This window comes from Nonomuraea sp. AD125B, assembly GCF_041402765.1.
GTDB lineage: Bacteria > Actinomycetota > Actinomycetes > Streptosporangiales > Streptosporangiaceae > Nonomuraea > Nonomuraea bangladeshensis.
In genome coordinates, this window is sequence record NZ_JBGLOU010000013.1 from 1 (window position 1) to 15,240 (window position 15,240).

14 protein-coding genes are annotated in these 15,240 nt (G+C 72.4%); 8 read left to right on the forward strand and 6 right to left on the reverse strand.

Translation table 11 applies throughout. The annotated features are described in order from the left end of the window. Positions 1 to 886: 886 nt before the first annotated feature. Together ACBR40_RS30875 and ACBR40_RS30880 are read left to right on the forward strand one after the other, a co-directional pair. Positions 887 to 1,306 carry a hypothetical protein gene (locus ACBR40_RS30875; RefSeq protein ID WP_371251033.1) on the forward strand — a complete coding sequence of 140 codons (420 nt, stop codon included), beginning with the start codon at positions 887 to 889 and terminating at the stop codon, positions 1,304 to 1,306. A gap of 112 nt (positions 1,307 to 1,418) precedes the next feature. Continuing rightward, positions 1,419 to 2,741, forward strand: a complete 1,323-nt coding sequence (locus ACBR40_RS30880; RefSeq protein WP_371251034.1) for a glycoside hydrolase — start codon at positions 1,419 to 1,421, stop codon at positions 2,739 to 2,741. A 50-nt stretch (positions 2,742 to 2,791) separates the two neighbouring features. Here the strand turns inward: ACBR40_RS30880 and ACBR40_RS30885 are convergent, their stop codons facing one another. The 4 genes from ACBR40_RS30885 to ACBR40_RS30900 all read right to left on the reverse strand — a co-directional run bounded on the left by ACBR40_RS30885 (position 2,792) and on the right by ACBR40_RS30900 (position 6,958). After that, a complete protein-coding gene (locus ACBR40_RS30885) occupies positions 2,792 to 3,607 on the reverse strand; it encodes a carbohydrate ABC transporter permease (protein WP_344204662.1) in 816 nt (271 codons plus the stop codon). Then, positions 3,600 to 4,502 (reverse strand): sugar ABC transporter permease, encoded by a 903-nt coding sequence (locus tag ACBR40_RS30890; RefSeq protein WP_344204664.1) that lies wholly within the window; start codon positions 4,500 to 4,502, stop codon positions 3,600 to 3,602. The genes ACBR40_RS30885 and ACBR40_RS30890 overlap by 8 nt, the downstream gene beginning before the upstream one ends. Before the next feature lies 1 nt (position 4,503). Beyond that, complete coding sequence (locus ACBR40_RS30895) at positions 4,504 to 5,757, reverse strand: sugar ABC transporter substrate-binding protein (protein WP_371251035.1); 1,254 nt, start codon at positions 5,755 to 5,757, stop codon at positions 4,504 to 4,506. Positions 5,758 to 5,827: 70 nt separating this feature from the next. After that, on the reverse strand, positions 5,828 to 6,958 hold the full coding sequence (locus tag ACBR40_RS30900; protein ID WP_344204666.1) for an ROK family protein: 1,131 nt from the start codon (positions 6,956 to 6,958) through the stop codon (positions 5,828 to 5,830). 72 nt (positions 6,959 to 7,030) lie between these two features. On the opposite strand from ACBR40_RS30900, the gene ACBR40_RS30905 reads away from it, so the two are divergent. Continuing rightward, positions 7,031 to 8,278, forward strand: coding sequence for a Gfo/Idh/MocA family protein (locus ACBR40_RS30905; RefSeq protein ID WP_371251036.1), 1,248 nt, complete (start codon positions 7,031 to 7,033; stop codon positions 8,276 to 8,278). Between the two features lie 6 nt (positions 8,279 to 8,284). Here ACBR40_RS30905 and ACBR40_RS30910 read toward each other — a convergent pair whose 3' ends face one another. Further along, on the reverse strand, positions 8,285 to 9,718 hold the full coding sequence (locus ACBR40_RS30910) for a long-chain fatty acid--CoA ligase (protein WP_371251037.1): 1,434 nt from the start codon (positions 9,716 to 9,718) through the stop codon (positions 8,285 to 8,287). A 65-nt stretch (positions 9,719 to 9,783) separates the two neighbouring features. Continuing rightward, positions 9,784 to 10,641: a PaaX family transcriptional regulator C-terminal domain-containing protein gene (locus ACBR40_RS30915; RefSeq protein WP_364451523.1), complete on the reverse strand. Its 858-nt coding sequence runs from the start codon at positions 10,639 to 10,641 to the stop codon at positions 9,784 to 9,786. An 89-nt stretch (positions 10,642 to 10,730) separates the two neighbouring features. Between ACBR40_RS30915 and ACBR40_RS30920 the strand changes: the two genes are divergently transcribed. Genes ACBR40_RS30920 through ACBR40_RS30940 form a run of 5 tightly spaced genes read left to right on the forward strand, consistent with a single transcriptional unit; the run spans position 10,731 to position 15,125 of the window. Further along, entirely contained in the window at positions 10,731 to 11,924 is a 1,194-nt protein-coding gene (locus tag ACBR40_RS30920) for an ABC transporter substrate-binding protein (RefSeq protein WP_344204672.1), read from the forward strand. 3 nt (positions 11,925 to 11,927) lie between these two features. After that, positions 11,928 to 12,638 carry an ABC transporter ATP-binding protein gene (locus tag ACBR40_RS30925; RefSeq protein WP_371251038.1) on the forward strand — a complete coding sequence of 237 codons (711 nt, stop codon included), beginning with the start codon at positions 11,928 to 11,930 and terminating at the stop codon, positions 12,636 to 12,638. Continuing rightward, a complete protein-coding gene (locus ACBR40_RS30930; RefSeq protein WP_371251039.1) occupies positions 12,635 to 13,297 on the forward strand; it encodes an ABC transporter ATP-binding protein in 663 nt (220 codons plus the stop codon). Before ACBR40_RS30925 ends, ACBR40_RS30930 begins: the two co-directional genes overlap by 4 nt. Further along, a complete protein-coding gene (locus ACBR40_RS30935; protein ID WP_344204676.1) occupies positions 13,294 to 14,154 on the forward strand; it encodes a branched-chain amino acid ABC transporter permease in 861 nt (286 codons plus the stop codon). The genes ACBR40_RS30930 and ACBR40_RS30935 overlap by 4 nt, the downstream gene beginning before the upstream one ends. Further along, positions 14,151 to 15,125, forward strand: coding sequence for a branched-chain amino acid ABC transporter permease (locus ACBR40_RS30940; RefSeq protein WP_344204678.1), 975 nt, complete (start codon positions 14,151 to 14,153; stop codon positions 15,123 to 15,125). Before ACBR40_RS30935 ends, ACBR40_RS30940 begins: the two co-directional genes overlap by 4 nt. Positions 15,126 to 15,240: the final 115 nt, after the last annotated feature.

Genomic DNA, 15,240 nt, shown 5'->3' on the forward strand with positions numbered 1-15,240 from the left:
GCCCAGCCCTCCGTCTCAGCCCAACCCTCACCAGCCCAGTTCCCCACCTCAGCCCGATCTCCGCCTATCCGAACCACCGCCGCAGCCCAGCCCTCGCCACCCCAGTCCCCGCCAGCCCGGATCACTGCCGCAGCCCGGCCCTGGTCAGCCCGGTCCGCCGCCGCCTGAACCCGACGACCCCCGTTGGTTCGGGCCGCCCCCGTCCGGGCCGCGCGCCTCCGGGGCGGGCGGGCCTCGGTCCGGCACGCCGTCGGTGGAGCCGTCACCGCCTGGAACTCGGCCCTTGGCGGGCGGCCTCGGCCCGTCGCGGGCCGGCTCGCCTCGGCCGGGTCCGTACCCCTTCCAAGGGGCGCCTCGGTCCGGGCTGTTCGAGGCCCGGCCGGCCGCGCCTGGTCTCGGGCAGGCTGATGGGGGCGCGCCTCCGGACGATCCCCGCGAGGCCGAGGAGCCGGTGGAGGGGCAGCGAGGGTGGTGGCGGCGGGCGTCCGTGCTGGTGAGTCTGGCTGCGGCGCTGGTCGCGGCGGCGCTCACCTGGTGGGTGGTCACCGAGGGAGGGGCCGCCCCGAAGCCGATGATCGGTGCTGGGGACTCCAGCACCATCGCGTCCCAGCCGGGCGAGGGGGCCGCGGCTCCCGGCGCGACCGCGCCCGCCGCACCCACGGCATCGGCCGAGCCCAGGGCATCCGCCGACCCGGCGGAACCCACGGCATCCGACGAACCCAACGAACCCACCGAATCCGCACAGCCGGCCCAGCCCGCCCGGTCCGCAGAAGCCGCCCCATCCGCACAGCCCACCGAACCCGCCCAGTCCGCCCGACCTGACCAATCCGACGGTCCCGTTCAGCCCTCCCAACCCACCGGGCCCGCCGCCGCGCAGGCGCGGGCCATGAACGACGTGCTGGCCAGTAGCAACGCCTCCCATTCGGGTCTCACCGACGCCATCGTCGCCACCTCCCAGTGCCGCCGCAGCGGCCTGGACAGGATCGTGGACATCACGGCGGGCCGCCGCGACCAGCTCGCCGCCGCCCGCGCGCTCGCCGTGGACGCGCTCCCGGACGGGGCCGCCCTGCGGAAGTCCCTGGTGGCCGCGCTGGACGCCTCGTTCGACGCCGATGCCGCGTTCCTGTCCTGGGCGCGCCGCCACCTCGCCGGCGACTGCTCGGGCCCGGTGGCCGAGGACCGTGACTACCGGCGCGGCCTGGCCCGCTCGGAGGACGCGCGGAAGGCGAAGGCCCGCTTCGCCGACGCCTGGCGGACGGTCGCGAAGCGGCACGACCTTCCGGCGTGGCGCCCGGACCAGATCTGACCGCGACCCCAAAACCATGAGATGGGTGTTGACGGGAGGTGTTTGCGACATCTAGCGTTCCGGGCGGATCGGTGAAACATATCGCCATATGTCCGAAACTTTCGGAGTCGCCATGTTACGCGGGATTGTCGCGATCGCCCTGCTCGGCCTCCACCCTGTCCACCCCGCGCCGCCCCCGGCCGTCACCCTGGACGAGCACGTACGCCACCAGCAGATCGACGGCTTCGGCATCTCGCAGGCCTTCCGCCGCAACGAGCTGCTCAAGGCCCTGCCTGCCGAGCAGCAGCGGGAGATCCTCGACCTGTGGTTCGACCGCAAGAAGGGCGCCGGGCTGAGCATCCTGCGCCTCGGCATCGGCTCCTCCCCGGCCGGCAGCCCGTACGACCACATGGTCTCCATCCAGCCGGAGAACCCCGGCGGCCCGGACGCCCCGCCGAGATACGTGTGGGACGGCGACGACAACAGCCAGGTCTGGGTGGCCAAGGAGGCCCAGCGCTACGGCGTGCGGCGTTTCTTCGCCGACGCATGGAGCGCCCCCGGCTACATGAAGGACAACGGCGACGACAAGAACGGCGGCACCCTGCTGCCCGAGTGGCGGCGGGCCTACGCGAACTACCTGGTGGCGTACACGAAGTTCTACGCCAAGGAGGGCATCAGGATCACCGACCTGGGCTTCACCAACGAGCCCGACTGGACGGCCACGTACGCCTCCATGCGCTTCACCCCGGAGCAGGCCGCCGAGTTCGTCAAGGTGCTCGGGCCGATCGCGCGCGACGTCGACGTGGCGTGCTGCGACTCCTTCGGCTGGAACGAGGCCAAGGCGTACACGGCGGCGATCGAGGCCGACCCCGAGGCCCGCCGCTGGGTGAAGACCCACACCGGCCACACCTACGCCAGCCCCGTGGACGCGCCGCTGCCGACCGGCCGCAGGACGTGGATGTCGGAGTGGAACCCGAACGGCGACCGCTGGAACACCTCCTGGGACGACGGCAGCGGCTTCGACGGCTTCACGATCGCCTCGGCCGTCCATGACGCGCTCACGCTCGGACAGGTCAGCGGCTACGTCTACTGGCTCGGCGCGTCGCGCGGCGCGACCAGGGCGCTGCTGCAGATCGACGACGTGGCGAAGACGTACAGCGTGTCGAAGCGCCTGTGGGCCCTGGCCGCCTACAGCAGGTTCATCAGGCCGGGCGCGGTCCGGGTCGGCGCCTCGGCGGCCGACCCGGCGCTCAAGGTGTCGGCCTTCCGCAACCCGGACGGCTCCCGGGTGATCGAGGTGCTCAACACGGGCACGGCCGCGGTCGCCTGGAAGGGCGTGCCTGGCCGGGCCACCGCGTACGTCACGAACAACGACAACTCCCTCACCCCGTCACCGGTGGCCGGCCGCACGGTGACCCTGCAGCCGCGGACGCTGACCACGGTCGTCGTCCGCTGACGGACCGGCGAGGGCCCGGACCCGGGTCCCCCGGGCCCTCGCCGCAACACTCAGCCCTTGCTGCCCGTGTGGGCGATGCCCTGGATGAACTGGCGCTGCAGGAAGACGAAGACGGCGATCACCGGCAGCGACGCGATGAGCGAGCCGGCCATGAGCACCGGGTAGTCCGTCTGGTACTGCCCCTGGAGCGAGGCGAGCCCCGCCGACAGCGTCATCTTCTCGGGATCGGTGTTGACCACGAGCGGCCAGAACAGGTCGTTCCACGCCCACAGCAGGCACAGCACGGCCAGCGCGACCAGCCCGGGTCGGGCCAGCGGCAGCATGATCGACCAGTAGATCCGCACCGGCCCCGCCCCGTCGAGGCGGGCCGCCTCCTCCAGCTCGCGCGGCAGCGCGAGGAAGAACTGCCGCAGCAGGAACACGCCGAACGCGCTGAACAGGCCGGGCACGATGATCGCCTGGAGGCTGTTGAGCCAGCCGAGCCCGGACATGATCTGGTACTGCGGGATCACGAAGAGCTGCGGCGGCACCATGAGCACCGACAGGAACACCGCGAACAGCACGTTCTTGCCGGGGAAGCGCAGCCGGGCGAAGGCGTAGGCGGCCATGGAGCAGAACAGCACCTGCCCGGCCACCCGCCCCGCGGCCATGACCGCGGTGTTGAGGAACTGCTCGCCGAACGGCAGCAGCTCGAACACCTTCGCGTAATTGTCCCAGCGCCCCTCGGGCAGCAGCGACGGCGGCACCCGGGTCGCGGAGCTGAGCGTCTTGAGCGAGGTGATCACCTGCCAGGCGAACGGCGCCACCATCGCCAGGGAGGAGGCGATGAGCACCGCGTGCACCCCGAGCGGCCCGCGTCTAGACATAGTGCACCCACCTGCGCTGGAGCCGGAACTGCAGGATCGTCAGCGCCGCGATGAGCACGAGCAGCGCGATCACGACGGCCGCCGCGTAGCCGCGGTCGTTGGTGACGAAGGCCCGCTCGTAGAAGAGCTGCACGACGGTCTGCAGCCGCCCGTAGGCCGGGTTGGCCCGCGCCGCCTGCCCCGACCCGGTCATGACGAAGACCAGGTCGAACAGTTGCAGCGAGCCGATCACCGAGACGATGGAGATGAAGAACGCGGTCGGCGACAGCAGCGGCAGCGTGATCGAGAAGAACTGCCTGACGCGGCCCGCGCCGTCCAGCGCGGCGGCCTCGTACGTCTCCTTGGGGATGGCCTGCATCCCGGCGAGGAAGATGATGAGGTTGTAGCCGACGCTGGTCCAGACGCCCACGACGACCAGCGCGTACAACGCGGTGTCGGGGTCGGCGATCCAGTTGGGGCCGTCGATGCCGACGACCGCGAGCACCTGGTTGACCAGGCCGTAGTCGCCGTTGTAGAGCCAGCGCCACAACATCGCGACCGCGACCGGCATGGTCACCACGGGCAGGAAGAACGCCGTCCGGTAGATCCCGGCGCCGCGCAGCCCCGGCACGTTCATCAGCGCGGCGAACACGATGGCGACCGGGATGCCGAGCAGGCCGAGCACGGTGTAGGTGACCGTGTTGAGCACCGCCTGGCGCACCTCGGGGTCGGCGGCGAGGCGGGCGTAGTTCTCCAGCCCGACCCACGTGTGCCCGCCGAACACCCCCCACTCGGTGAAGGAGAAGTACGCGGTCTGCAGCACCGGCCACAGGTAGAAGACCGCGAGCCCGAGTCCTGTGGGGGCGATGAACGCGTACCCCCACAGGGCCTCGCTCCTCGGCTTGCGCGTGGTCACGTCACTCCTTGGCCAGCAGGTCGTTCATCCCGGCCGCGAGGTCGGCGGCGGCCTTCTCGACGGGCACCTCGCCGGTCCACGCCTTGGTCAGGTGGGTGAGCTCCTGCTCCTGCCAGGCGGCGGTGTTCTTGGAGACGGGGTACGGCACCGCGTACGCGACCGCGTCCAGGAAGACCTTCAGCTTCAGCTCGGGGTGGGCGGCCACCCAGTCGTCCTGGGTGCCGTTGTAGGCCGGGATCGGGCCCTTCTTGCCGAGGATGTCGGCGGCCTGCTTCGAGCCGAGGAACTTGACGAACTCCCACGCCTCGGCCGGGTGCTCGGTCTTGGCGGACATCACGTTGGCCACGCCGTGGATGATGGTGGCCTGCTTCTCGCCCTTGGGCAGCGGGGCGACGTCCACCTTGTCCTTGGTGTAGTCGTTCTTGGTGAACTCGGCGACGTCCCAGGAGCCGCCCCAGTACATCGCGAGCTTGCCGGCCTCGAAGAGCTGCAGCGGCGCGGTGTCGGTCATGGTCTTGAGGTCGGGCGAGTGCCCGGCGGCGATGAGGTCGGTCCAGAAACGCAGGCCCTCGATGGTCTTGGGGTCGTCGTAGCCGGACTTCTTGCCGTCGGGCGAGATGACGTGACCGCCGGCCTGGTAGATGGTGTTGTACTGGTATTCCTGGAAACTCGTGAGCTGCGCGCCGATGGCGTGGACGCCCTTGGCGGGGTCGGTGAGCTTGGCGGCGGCCTTCTTGAAGTCGTCCCAGGTCCAGTCGTCGGCGGGATAGGCGACCTTGGCCGCGTCGAAGAGCTCCTTGTTGTACCAGACGCCGACCGTGTCCATGTCCTTGGGCAGGCCGTACAGCTTGCCCTCGTAGGTGTAGAGGTCGACCAGCGCCTTGGGGTAGACGGAGGAGTCGACCTGCTCCTCGATCGGCTTGATCACGCCGTTGGAGGCGTAGAGCTGGAAGTTGGGGCCGTTCATCCAGAAGACGTCGGGCGCGGCGCCGCCGCTGACGGCGGCCTTGAGCTTGGTCCAGTAGTCGGCCCAGGGGGTGAGCTGGACGTTCACGGTGATGTTCGGATGCGTCTTGGTGAACTCGGCGGCCAGTTCCCGCATCGCGTCCTGCTGGGTCGCGTCCCAGACGCCGTACGACAGCGTCACCTTCCCCTGCGCCTGAGCGCCCGTGCCGGCCTGCTCACCACCCGCGCAGGCGGAGGCGAGCAGCGCCGTGCAAAGGAGCGCCACGACGCTCCGTGCCGACTTCCACATCTCCCAGTCCTCTCCTCGAACGTGGGAGTAATCATGGAGTCCACGATAATTTTCTTCAAGGGGCCCTTTGTTACAGATGGCTCACGAGCGGTGTGCGGCCGTCGAGCACGCGCTCCTCGACGTGGTCGAGCGCCAGCCGCACCGCCCCGAGCACCACGGCCTCGTCGCCGAGCGCCGACATGCGCACCTCGGGCGTGCGGATGCACCAGCGGTCGAGCTCGCGCCGCAGCGGCTCGATGAGCACGTCAGCCGAGCGCGAGTAGCCGCCGCCGACCACGACCATCTGCGGGTCCAGCGCCAGGACCAGCGCGGACGCGCCGAGCGCGAGGTCCCTGACGTAGCGGCGCACGGCGGTGACCGCCGCCCGCTCGCCCGCCCTGGCCGCGGCGAACACGTCGCCGGCCTCCCCGCCCGCGGCCTTGACCAGGTGCTCCTGGGCGCGGATCCAGCCGAGCGCGGGCAGCGCGCCGATCTCTCCCGAGGCGCCGGCGAAGCCCCGGTGCAGCTTGCCGTCGATCACCAGGCCCGCGCCGGTGCGCAGGCCGGCCAGCAGGAACACCATGTCCTTGGCGTAGCGGGCCACGCCGCGCCAGCACTCGGCGAGCGCCGCGAGCTTGCTGTCGTTCTCCACCAGGACGGGCGCGGGGGCCAGCCGGCGCACGTGCGCGGCCAGGTCGACGCCGGTCCACTCGGGCAGCGCCTCCGACAGCATGACCTTGCCCGCGCCGTCCACCAGCCCGGTGGTGCCCACGCCGGACGCCCACACGTCCGCGCCGGTCAGCCCGGCCTGCTCCAGGCAGGCCAGCACGGCCCGGTCCACCGCCTCCAGCCGCTCGGCGCGGCCCATCTCCGGCGTGACGGCGACCCGGACGGCGGACGCGACGTCGCCGTCCAGGTCGGCGAGGGTGGCGCGGACGTTGTGCCCGCCGATGTCGAGACCGAGCACCCGGCCGGCCTCGGCGCGGAAGCGGTAGCGGCGGGCCGGGCGGCCCACGCCGCCGGGCGCCGGCTCCGCCTCGGCCAGCCAGCCCTTGCGCAGCAGCTCGCGGGCCACGTCCTCGGTGGAGGCGCGCGACAGGCCGGTGCGCCTGGCCAGCTCGGTGAGCGTCAGCGGCGGCCGCCCCTGCAGCGCCCTGATCACGGCGAGCGCGTTGAGCTGCCTGAGCCGCGACAGGTCGCCGCCGCTCACGTCCTCGGCCATCGGCCCCCCTTGCCGTCGACTGTCCAGAGCCGAATAATGATGGTCTCCATGAAATATAGCGGGGAAGGTTCCATGACTGAGGTGACTCTAGCCGTCGTGGGCGGCGGCCTGCGAGGGCTTACCTACGCGCGCCACGCGCACGCCACGGGCGCGGGGCGCGTGGTGGCGGTGGCCGAGCCCGACCCGGAGCGGCGCGCCGCGTTCGCGGCGGAGTTCGGCCTGGAGCCCCGGCAGGCGCACACGGACTGGACGGAGCTCGTGGCGGCCGGGCGGGTGGCCGACGCCGCGGTCGTGGCCACCCAGGACCAGCTGCACACCGGGCCCGCGGTCGCGCTGGCGGACCTCGGTTATCACATTCTCCTGGAGAAGCCGATGGCGACGAGCGAGCCCGAGGCGACCGAGATCGCCGAGGCCGCCCGCCGCAACGGCATCATGCTGGCGGTCTGCCACGTGCTGCGCTACACGCCGTACACGCGGGCGGTCAGGAAACTGCTGGACGAGGGGCGGATCGGGCGGCTGATCGGCGCCCAGCACCTGGAGCCGGTCGGGTGGTGGCACCAGGCGCACTCGTTCGTCCGCGGGCACTGGCGGCGGCAGGACACCTCGGCGCCGATGCTGCTCGCCAAGGCCTGCCACGACGTGGACTGGCTGGTGCACCTGTTCGGCAGGCCGCCCGCACGGGTGTCGTCGTTCGGCTCGCTGTCGCACTTCCGTCCCGAGGAGCGGCCCGAGGGGGCGGCGGACCGGTGCCTGGACTGCCCTCTGGAGCCGTCCTGCCCGTACTCGGCGCCGCGGCTCTACCTCGGTTGCCTCGGGGACCCCGACCGGGAGTTCTGGCCGCTGTCGGCGGTCACGCCCGGCCGGACCGAGGAGGAGGTGCGCGAGGCGCTGCGCACCGGTCCTTACGGGCGGTGCGTGTACGCCTGCGACAACGACGTCGTGGACCACCAGGAGGTGACGATGGAGTTCGACGACGGCGCGACGTGCTCGTTCACGATGAGCGCGTTCACGCCCGTGGAGCACCGCCGCACCCGGCTGTTCGGCACCCACGGCTACATCGAGGGCGACGGGCGCACGCTGCGCGTGGTCGACTTCCGCACCGGCGGCGAGGAGACCGTGGACACGGTCGGCCAGGCGGGCCCGTCGGCGGCGGACGGGCACGGCGGGGGCGACGAAGGGCTGGCCGACGCGTTCCTGGCCGCCGTCGCCGCGGGCGATCCGTCCCTGCTGAGCACCGACGGCGCCGAGAGCCTGATGACGCACCGGGTGGTGTGGGCGGCCGAGCGGGCCCGCCTCACCGGCACGGTCGTCACGCTCTGAGCGCTGCTATCCGTACATCTTCCTGAGCGGGGCCTTGAGCAGCTTTCCGGCCGCGTTCTTGGGCAGCTCGGGCACGATCTGCAGATATTTCGGGATCTTGTAGCGGGCCAACCGCCCGTCCAGGTGCCGCAGCAGGTCGCCGGGCTCGGCCGCCGCGCCCGGCCGCGGCACGACGAGCGCCTTGCCCACCTCGCCCCAGCGCTCGTCGGCCACGCCGATCACCGCGCACTCGGCGACCGCGGGATGGCCGTAGAGCACGCTCTCGACCTCGGCCGGGTAGATGTTCTCGCCGCCGGAGATGATCACGTCCTTGATGCGGTCGGAGATGGTCACGTAGCCGTCCTCGTCGGCGATCCCGACGTCGCCGGAGCGGAACCAGCCGTCCGCGTCGAGCACCTCCGCGCTCTCCTCGGGGCGGCGCCAGTAGCCGGGCATGACGTTGGGGCCCTGGACGTACACCTCGCCGGGCTCGCCCGGAGCGGCGGGCGAGCCGTCGGGCGCGACGAGGCGGACGTCGGAGAAGAAGCACGGCACCCCGGCGCTCCCCGCCTTCTCGACCGAGCGCTCGGCCCCGAGGAACAGCGCGCCGGGCGCGGTCTCGGTCATGCCGTACCCCTGGAGGAACGTCAGCCCGCGCTCCTGGTACGCCCGGATCAGCGGCAGCGGCACCGGCGCGCCGCCGCACAGCAGGTGGCGCAGGCTCGACAGGTCGGCCCCGGCCCAGCGCGGTGAGCGCGTGAGCATGCCGAACATCGACGGCACCCCGAACATCACCGTCACCCGCTCGCGCTCGACCAGCTCGAACGTGCGCTCCACGTCGAACGACGGCTCCAGGACGCACCGGCCGCCCTTGAGCACGGTCGGGACCAGCGTCTGGGCCAGCGCCGCGATGTGGAACAGCGGCGCGCTGACCAGCGTCACCTCGTCGGGCCCGAGCGGCACGTCGACCAGCAGGTTGACCGCGTTCCAGGTGAGGTTGCCGTGGGTGAGCATGGCCCCTTTGGGGCGGCCGGTGGTGCCCGAGGTATACATGATCAGGCAGACGTCGCCGCGGCTCACCGGCTCGTCGATCGGGGCGGCCGAGCCGGTGGCGAGCAGGCTTTCGTACGCCGCCGCCGGCACGTGCCGGCCGGGCAGCCCGTCGCCGTCTCGGCCGGAGCCCAGCAGCAGCGCGGCCGGGTCGGCGTCCTCCAGGACGAAGCGCAGCTCGGGGACGGTCAGACGGGTGTTGAGCGGCACGAACACCGCCCCGAGCAGGCCCGCCGCGAAGAACGTCTCGACCAGCGCGGGCTCGTTCGGCCCGAGGTAGGCGACCCGGTCGCCGCGCCGCACGCCGAGCTCGCCCGCCAGGGCGGAGGCCAGCCGGTAGGCGCGCTCCCGCAGCTCGCCGTAGGTGCGGTCACGTCCCTGGAACGACAGCGCGACCCGATCGGGCGTCATCCTCGCCCTGCGCGCCGGCCACGAGCCAATCCCCTGATTCCGCATCGGGCCTCCTCGACCTCAAGTTAGGCCACGATGTGATCGCTGTCACCGTCCCGCCCGCGATCGAGACCCGCCAGGGAGTCGTCGGGGACGGTGTCGAGCAGCCGCTCCGCGACCGCCGTCGCCTCCGGCCTGAACCGCTCGTGCAGCGCGTGGCAGACCCGCTGGGCCTGCTCGGCCGGCCAGTCGCCGGGCAGGTGGCGCAGCGGCAGCCGGGGGTCGGTCCTGATGATCTGCAGCCAGCCGGTCAGCAGCGTCAGCGAGCGGGCCAGGTCGTCGGGGGCCTCCGGCGCGGGGTCGGGCCGGTCCCAGCGGCGCAGGAACTCCCGGTAGCGGCGGCCCAGGCCCTCCAGGTCGTACGCCTCCCGCACCAGCGCCTGCATGTCCGTGGGGCGGCGCGGCTCGGCGGCGAACACCTTGACGTTCGCGCCCAGGTCCGCGCGCAGGTCGTCGATCACCTCCGTCACGTCCACCTCGCCGGGGGCGATCCACAGGCCGTTCTGCAGCGGGCCGAAGCCGGACCAGACGAGCCGGGAGCGCAGCTCGTGCCGCTGCCGCTGCCACGACTCGGGCAGCGAGAAGCCGATCAGCGTCCAGCGGTCCTCGGCGGCGTCGTTGACGACCCCGCTGTGCCAGATGCGCCGCTCACCGTCCCGCAGCACCTCGTCGCTGGTGGGCGTGAGCCCGAAGTACATGCGCCGGCCGGAGCGGCGGCGGCGCAGCAGACCGCGCCGGACCATGCGGGTCAGGGTCGAGCGGGTGGCCTCCTCCGAGATGCCGACCTTGGCGAACGCCTCGATGAAGCTGCGTGAGGAGACGCAGATCCCGCGCCGGTACACGTGATCCCCCAGGAAGGTGAGCATCACCGACTGAGGCCGCATGGACCCCTCCCCCACATCTTGGGCACTCTCTTGACAGCCGTAATGTACCTGCCTACATTCAGGGCCTCATCGCAGTCAGGAGGTCCTGAATGCGCAAGGTGCTGCCCGCCCTGATGGGCGTGGTCCTGGCCGTGACCGCCTGCGGCTCCGGCGGCTCAGGCTCCGGAGGCGGCGGCGGGGATCCGATCAAGGTGGGGCTCATCGTCTCGCTCACCGGCAACTACACGCCGCTCGGCAGCGAGGACAAGAAGGCCGTCGAGCTCGCGGTCGAGCAGGTCAACGCGGCCGGCGGGCTGCTCGGGCGCAAGGTCGAGCTGGTCACCCGCGACGACAAGACCGCCCCCGACCAGGGCATCGTGGCCTACAACCAGATCAAGGGCGACATCGACGCGCTGATCGGGCCGGTCTTCTCCAACGCGGCGCTCGCGGTCGAGCCGCTCGCGCAGCGCGACAGGATGCCGTACCTGTCGCTCGCGCCCGCGCAGGAGCAGGTCGAGCCGATCAAGTCGTACGTCTTCGTCACCCCCGCGCTGTCCAGCATGTACGCCGAGCGCTACCTGCAGTACATCCAGGCCGAGGGCATCAAGACCATCGCGGTCGCCTGGGACTCCAAGAGCGCGTACTCGGTCTCCGGCCACCAGGCGATGACCGCGCTCGCCGGCAAGTACGGCGTCACGATCGCCGTCGACGAGCCGTACGAGACCACGAACTCCGACTTCAGCGCCCTGTTCCAGCACGTGCGCGACTCCCGCGCCGAGGCGCTGGTGTTCTGGGGCTCCGGCGCGCCCGGCGTGACCGCGGCCAAGCAGTACGTCGCCTCCGGGCTCAAGACGCCGCTGTTCCTGACCGCGTCCCAGGCCAGCAAGCTGTGGCTGGAGCCGATGGGCGCGGCGGCCGAGGGCATGACCGTGCAGAGCGCGATCGGCGTCATCGGCGAGCACCTCCCGGCCGGCAAGCAGAAGCAGGTCATCGAGCAGATGGCGGGGCCGTACCGGCAGAAGCACGGCTATCCGCCGCCGCAGTTCGCCCAGGACGGCTACAGCGCGAGCCTGCTGCTGTTCGAGGCGATCAGGAAGGCGAACAGCACCGACAAGGAGAAGGTGCGGCAGGCGCTGGAGTCGATGGACCTGGTCACGCCGAACGGCCGCTTCCGCTACTCCGCCACCGACCACTCCGGGCTCTCCCCCGAGTACATCTCCGTCAACACGGTCAAGAACGGCGCGTTCGTCCCGACCCCGTGGGCGGCCGAGCAACTGGCCAAGACCGTCGGCGCGCTGGGGTAGCGGGTGCTGGCCGTCCAGGGGGTCTCGCGTTCCTTCGGGGGCGTCTACGCCGTCATCGGCCCGAACGGCGCCGGCAAGTCCACGCTGTTCAACCTCATCACCGGCCACCTGGCCGCCGAGCGGGGCGAGATCTCCTTCCTCGGCCGCCGGGTGGACCGGCTGGCCCCGCACCGGCGGGCCAGGCTCGGCATGTCGATCGTCTTCCAGGCGGCCCGCGTCTTCCGCGGCATGACCGTGCGCGAGAACGTCATGGTCGGCCTGCACGGCGGCACCTCGGCCGGGTTCGTCGCGGCGGCACTGCGGCTGCCCCGCCACCGGCGCGACGAGCGCGAGATCGCCGCGCGGGCCGGCGCCGCGCTGGAGCGGGTCGGCCTGGCCGACTGGGCGGACCGGCCGGCCGACCGGCTGCCGATCGGGCAGCAGCGGGCGCTCCAGCTCGCCCGCGCGCTGTGCGCCCGGCCCCGGCTGCTGCTGCTCGACGAGCCCGCCTCCGGGCTGCGCGGCCAGGAGCGCGAGCGGCTGGCGGAGCTGGTGGAGGAGCTGCGCGCGGACGGCCTGACGATCCTGCTGGTCGAGCACGACGTGGCGTTCGTGACCCGGCTCGCCGACCGGATCGTGGTGCTCGACCTCGGCCGGGTCATCGCCGACGGCCCGCCCGCCGAGGTCAGGAACGACCCCCTCGTCCTCGCCGCCTACCTGGGACAGAGCGCATGATGATCGAGGTGACGGACCTCGTCGTCGCGTACGGCGCCGCGACCGCGCTCGACCGCGTCACCCTCAACGTCGCCGAGGGCGAGATGGTCGCCCTGCTCGGCCCGAACGGCGCGGGCAAGTCCACCCTCGCGGGCGCCCTCGCCGGGCTGCTGCGCCCCGCCTCCGGCACGGTCACGGTCGGCGGCCGGCTCGCGCTGATCCCCGAGGGACGCCAGCTCTTCCCCGACCTGTCGGTCGCCGACAACCTGGCGCTCGGCGGCTGGCGCTCCGGCGTCCGCGACCCGTCCGCCGTCTACGACGTGCTCCCCCGGCTGGCCGAGCTGGCGGACCGGCGGGCCGGCGTGCTGTCGGGCGGCGAGCAGCAGATGGTGGCGTTCGGGCGGGCCCTCATGTCCCGGCCCGACGTGCTGGTCGTGGACGAGCTGTCGCTCGGCCTGGCCCCGAACGTGACCGCCGGCCTCGCCCGGCACCTGGCCGAGCTCAACCGCTCGCGCGGCCTCGCGGTGCTGCTCATCGAGCAGAACGCCCGGCTGGCCTTCGAGCTGTGCCGGCGGGCGTACGTGCTGGAGTCCGGCCGGCTGGTCACCGAGGGCGAGTCGGCCGCGCTGGCCGGCGACCCGCGCGTGGCGGGCGCCTACCTGGGCGGGGCGATCACGTGAGCGCCTTCCTCACCTACCTGCTGAACGGGCTCGCGGTCGGGTGCGCGATCGCGCTCATCGCGAGCGGCCTGGTCGTCATCCACCGGGTGACCGGGGTGGTGAACTTCGCGCAGGGGACTTTCGCGGTGGTGGCGGGGTTGTGCGCGTCCTCGCTGCTCGGGCTCGGCCTCCCGCACGGCGCGAGCGAGCTGGCCGCCGTGCTCGCGGCGGCCGTCGCCGGGCTGCTGACCGGTCTCGCCGCCGTCGGGCGGCCGGGGACCACGCCGCTGTCGTCGCTCATCGTCACGCTGGGCGTGGGCGTGCTGGCGTACGCGGTGGAGATCGTGCTCTGGGGCGACCAGCCGCGCTCCGCGCCCGGCCTCGCCGGGTCCGTCACCGTCGCGGGGGCGCGGATCCAGACCCAGCACCTGCTGGTGATCGCGGTGACGGCGGTGGCCTTCGTCGCGCTCGCGCTGTTCTTCGGCCGGACGTACCTGGGCAAGGCGCTCACCGCCTGCGCCTCCAACCCGTACGCCGCCCGCGTCGTCGGCATCGACGTGCGCCGGATGGGGCTGCTCGCGTTCGCGCTGGGCGGGCTGCTCGGCGGCCTCGCCGGGGTGCTGGTGACGCCGATGCGGCCGATCTCGTTCGACACCGACGTCACGCTCATCGTCAACGGCTTCGCCGCGGCCGTGTTCGGCGCGCTGACCCGGCCGGTGATCACGCTGGGGGGCGCGCTGCTGCTGGGCGTGGCCGAGACCATGGCCGCCGGCTACGGCTACGGCTCCCACCAGCTGGAGATCGCCCTCGGGCTGATGCTCGTCGTCATGATCGTGCAGGCCGGCCGCCGCCCGGCGATCTCCCAGGAGCCGACATGATCGTCCGACGCGCCCTGGGGCCGCTGGCCGCCGCCGCCGTCACGCTCGCACTGCCCGCCGTGCTCGACGACAGCGCACTCGCCGTCTACGTCCTGCTCGGCCTCGCCGCCATGGTCACGGTCGGGGTGTCGCTGCTCATGGGGTACGCCGGGCAGGTCTCGCTCGGGCAGGGCGCCTTCTACGGCCTCGGCGCGTACACGGCCGCGCTGCTAGCGCTGAACGGCCTGCCGCCGCTGCTCGGCCTGCTCGCCGCGCCCGTGGCGGCCGCCGCGTTCGCCCTCGTCGTCGGCCTGCCGCTGCTGCGCCTGCGCGGCCACCACCTGGCCTTCGCCACGCTCGCCATGCAGCTCATCCTGCTCTCCCTCGCCGGGCAGCTCGAATTCACCGGCGGGGACATCGGCCTGCAGGCCATCCCGCCGTTCTCCGCCTGGTCGTTCGAGGCGGGCGGGGTGACCGCGTACGCGTATCTGACGTGGGCCGGGCTGGCGCTCGTCATGCTGGTCACGCGGAACGTCATCGCCTCCCGCCCCGGCCGCGCCCTGCGCGCCCTGGCCACCAGCGAGACCGCCGCCGCCTCGTCCGGCATCCCGGTGGGCCGCTACAAGCTCGCCGTCCTCGCCCTGTCCGCCGCCTTCGCCGGTCTCGCCGGGGGCATCTACTGCTTCTACACCGGGTACGTGGCGCCAGGGTCGTTCCCGGTGCTGATCTCGATCCAGTACATCGTCATGGCCGTGGTCGGCGGGCTCGGCACGATCTGGGGGGCGGTGGCGGGGGCGGCCGCCATCACCCTCCTCGTCCAGGGGCTGGACCAGCTCGCGAACCTGCCGGGGATGCCGTCGTACGCGCCGGGCGTGCTGTCGTACGCGGTGTACGCCCTCGTCCTGATCGCCGTGGTCCTCTTCCTGCCGAACGGCCTCGTACCGGCGATCAGAAGACTGCTGTCCAGGGAACGCCCCGTGCAGACCCGCTGACCTGGCACTCCACGTCTCCCGTCATACCGCACTACCAGGTCACCGCCGACGTGGCCGCTGGGACACGGTCAAGGCGCCGGCTTGAGCTGATTCAGGCGTCCAGATCCGGGACACC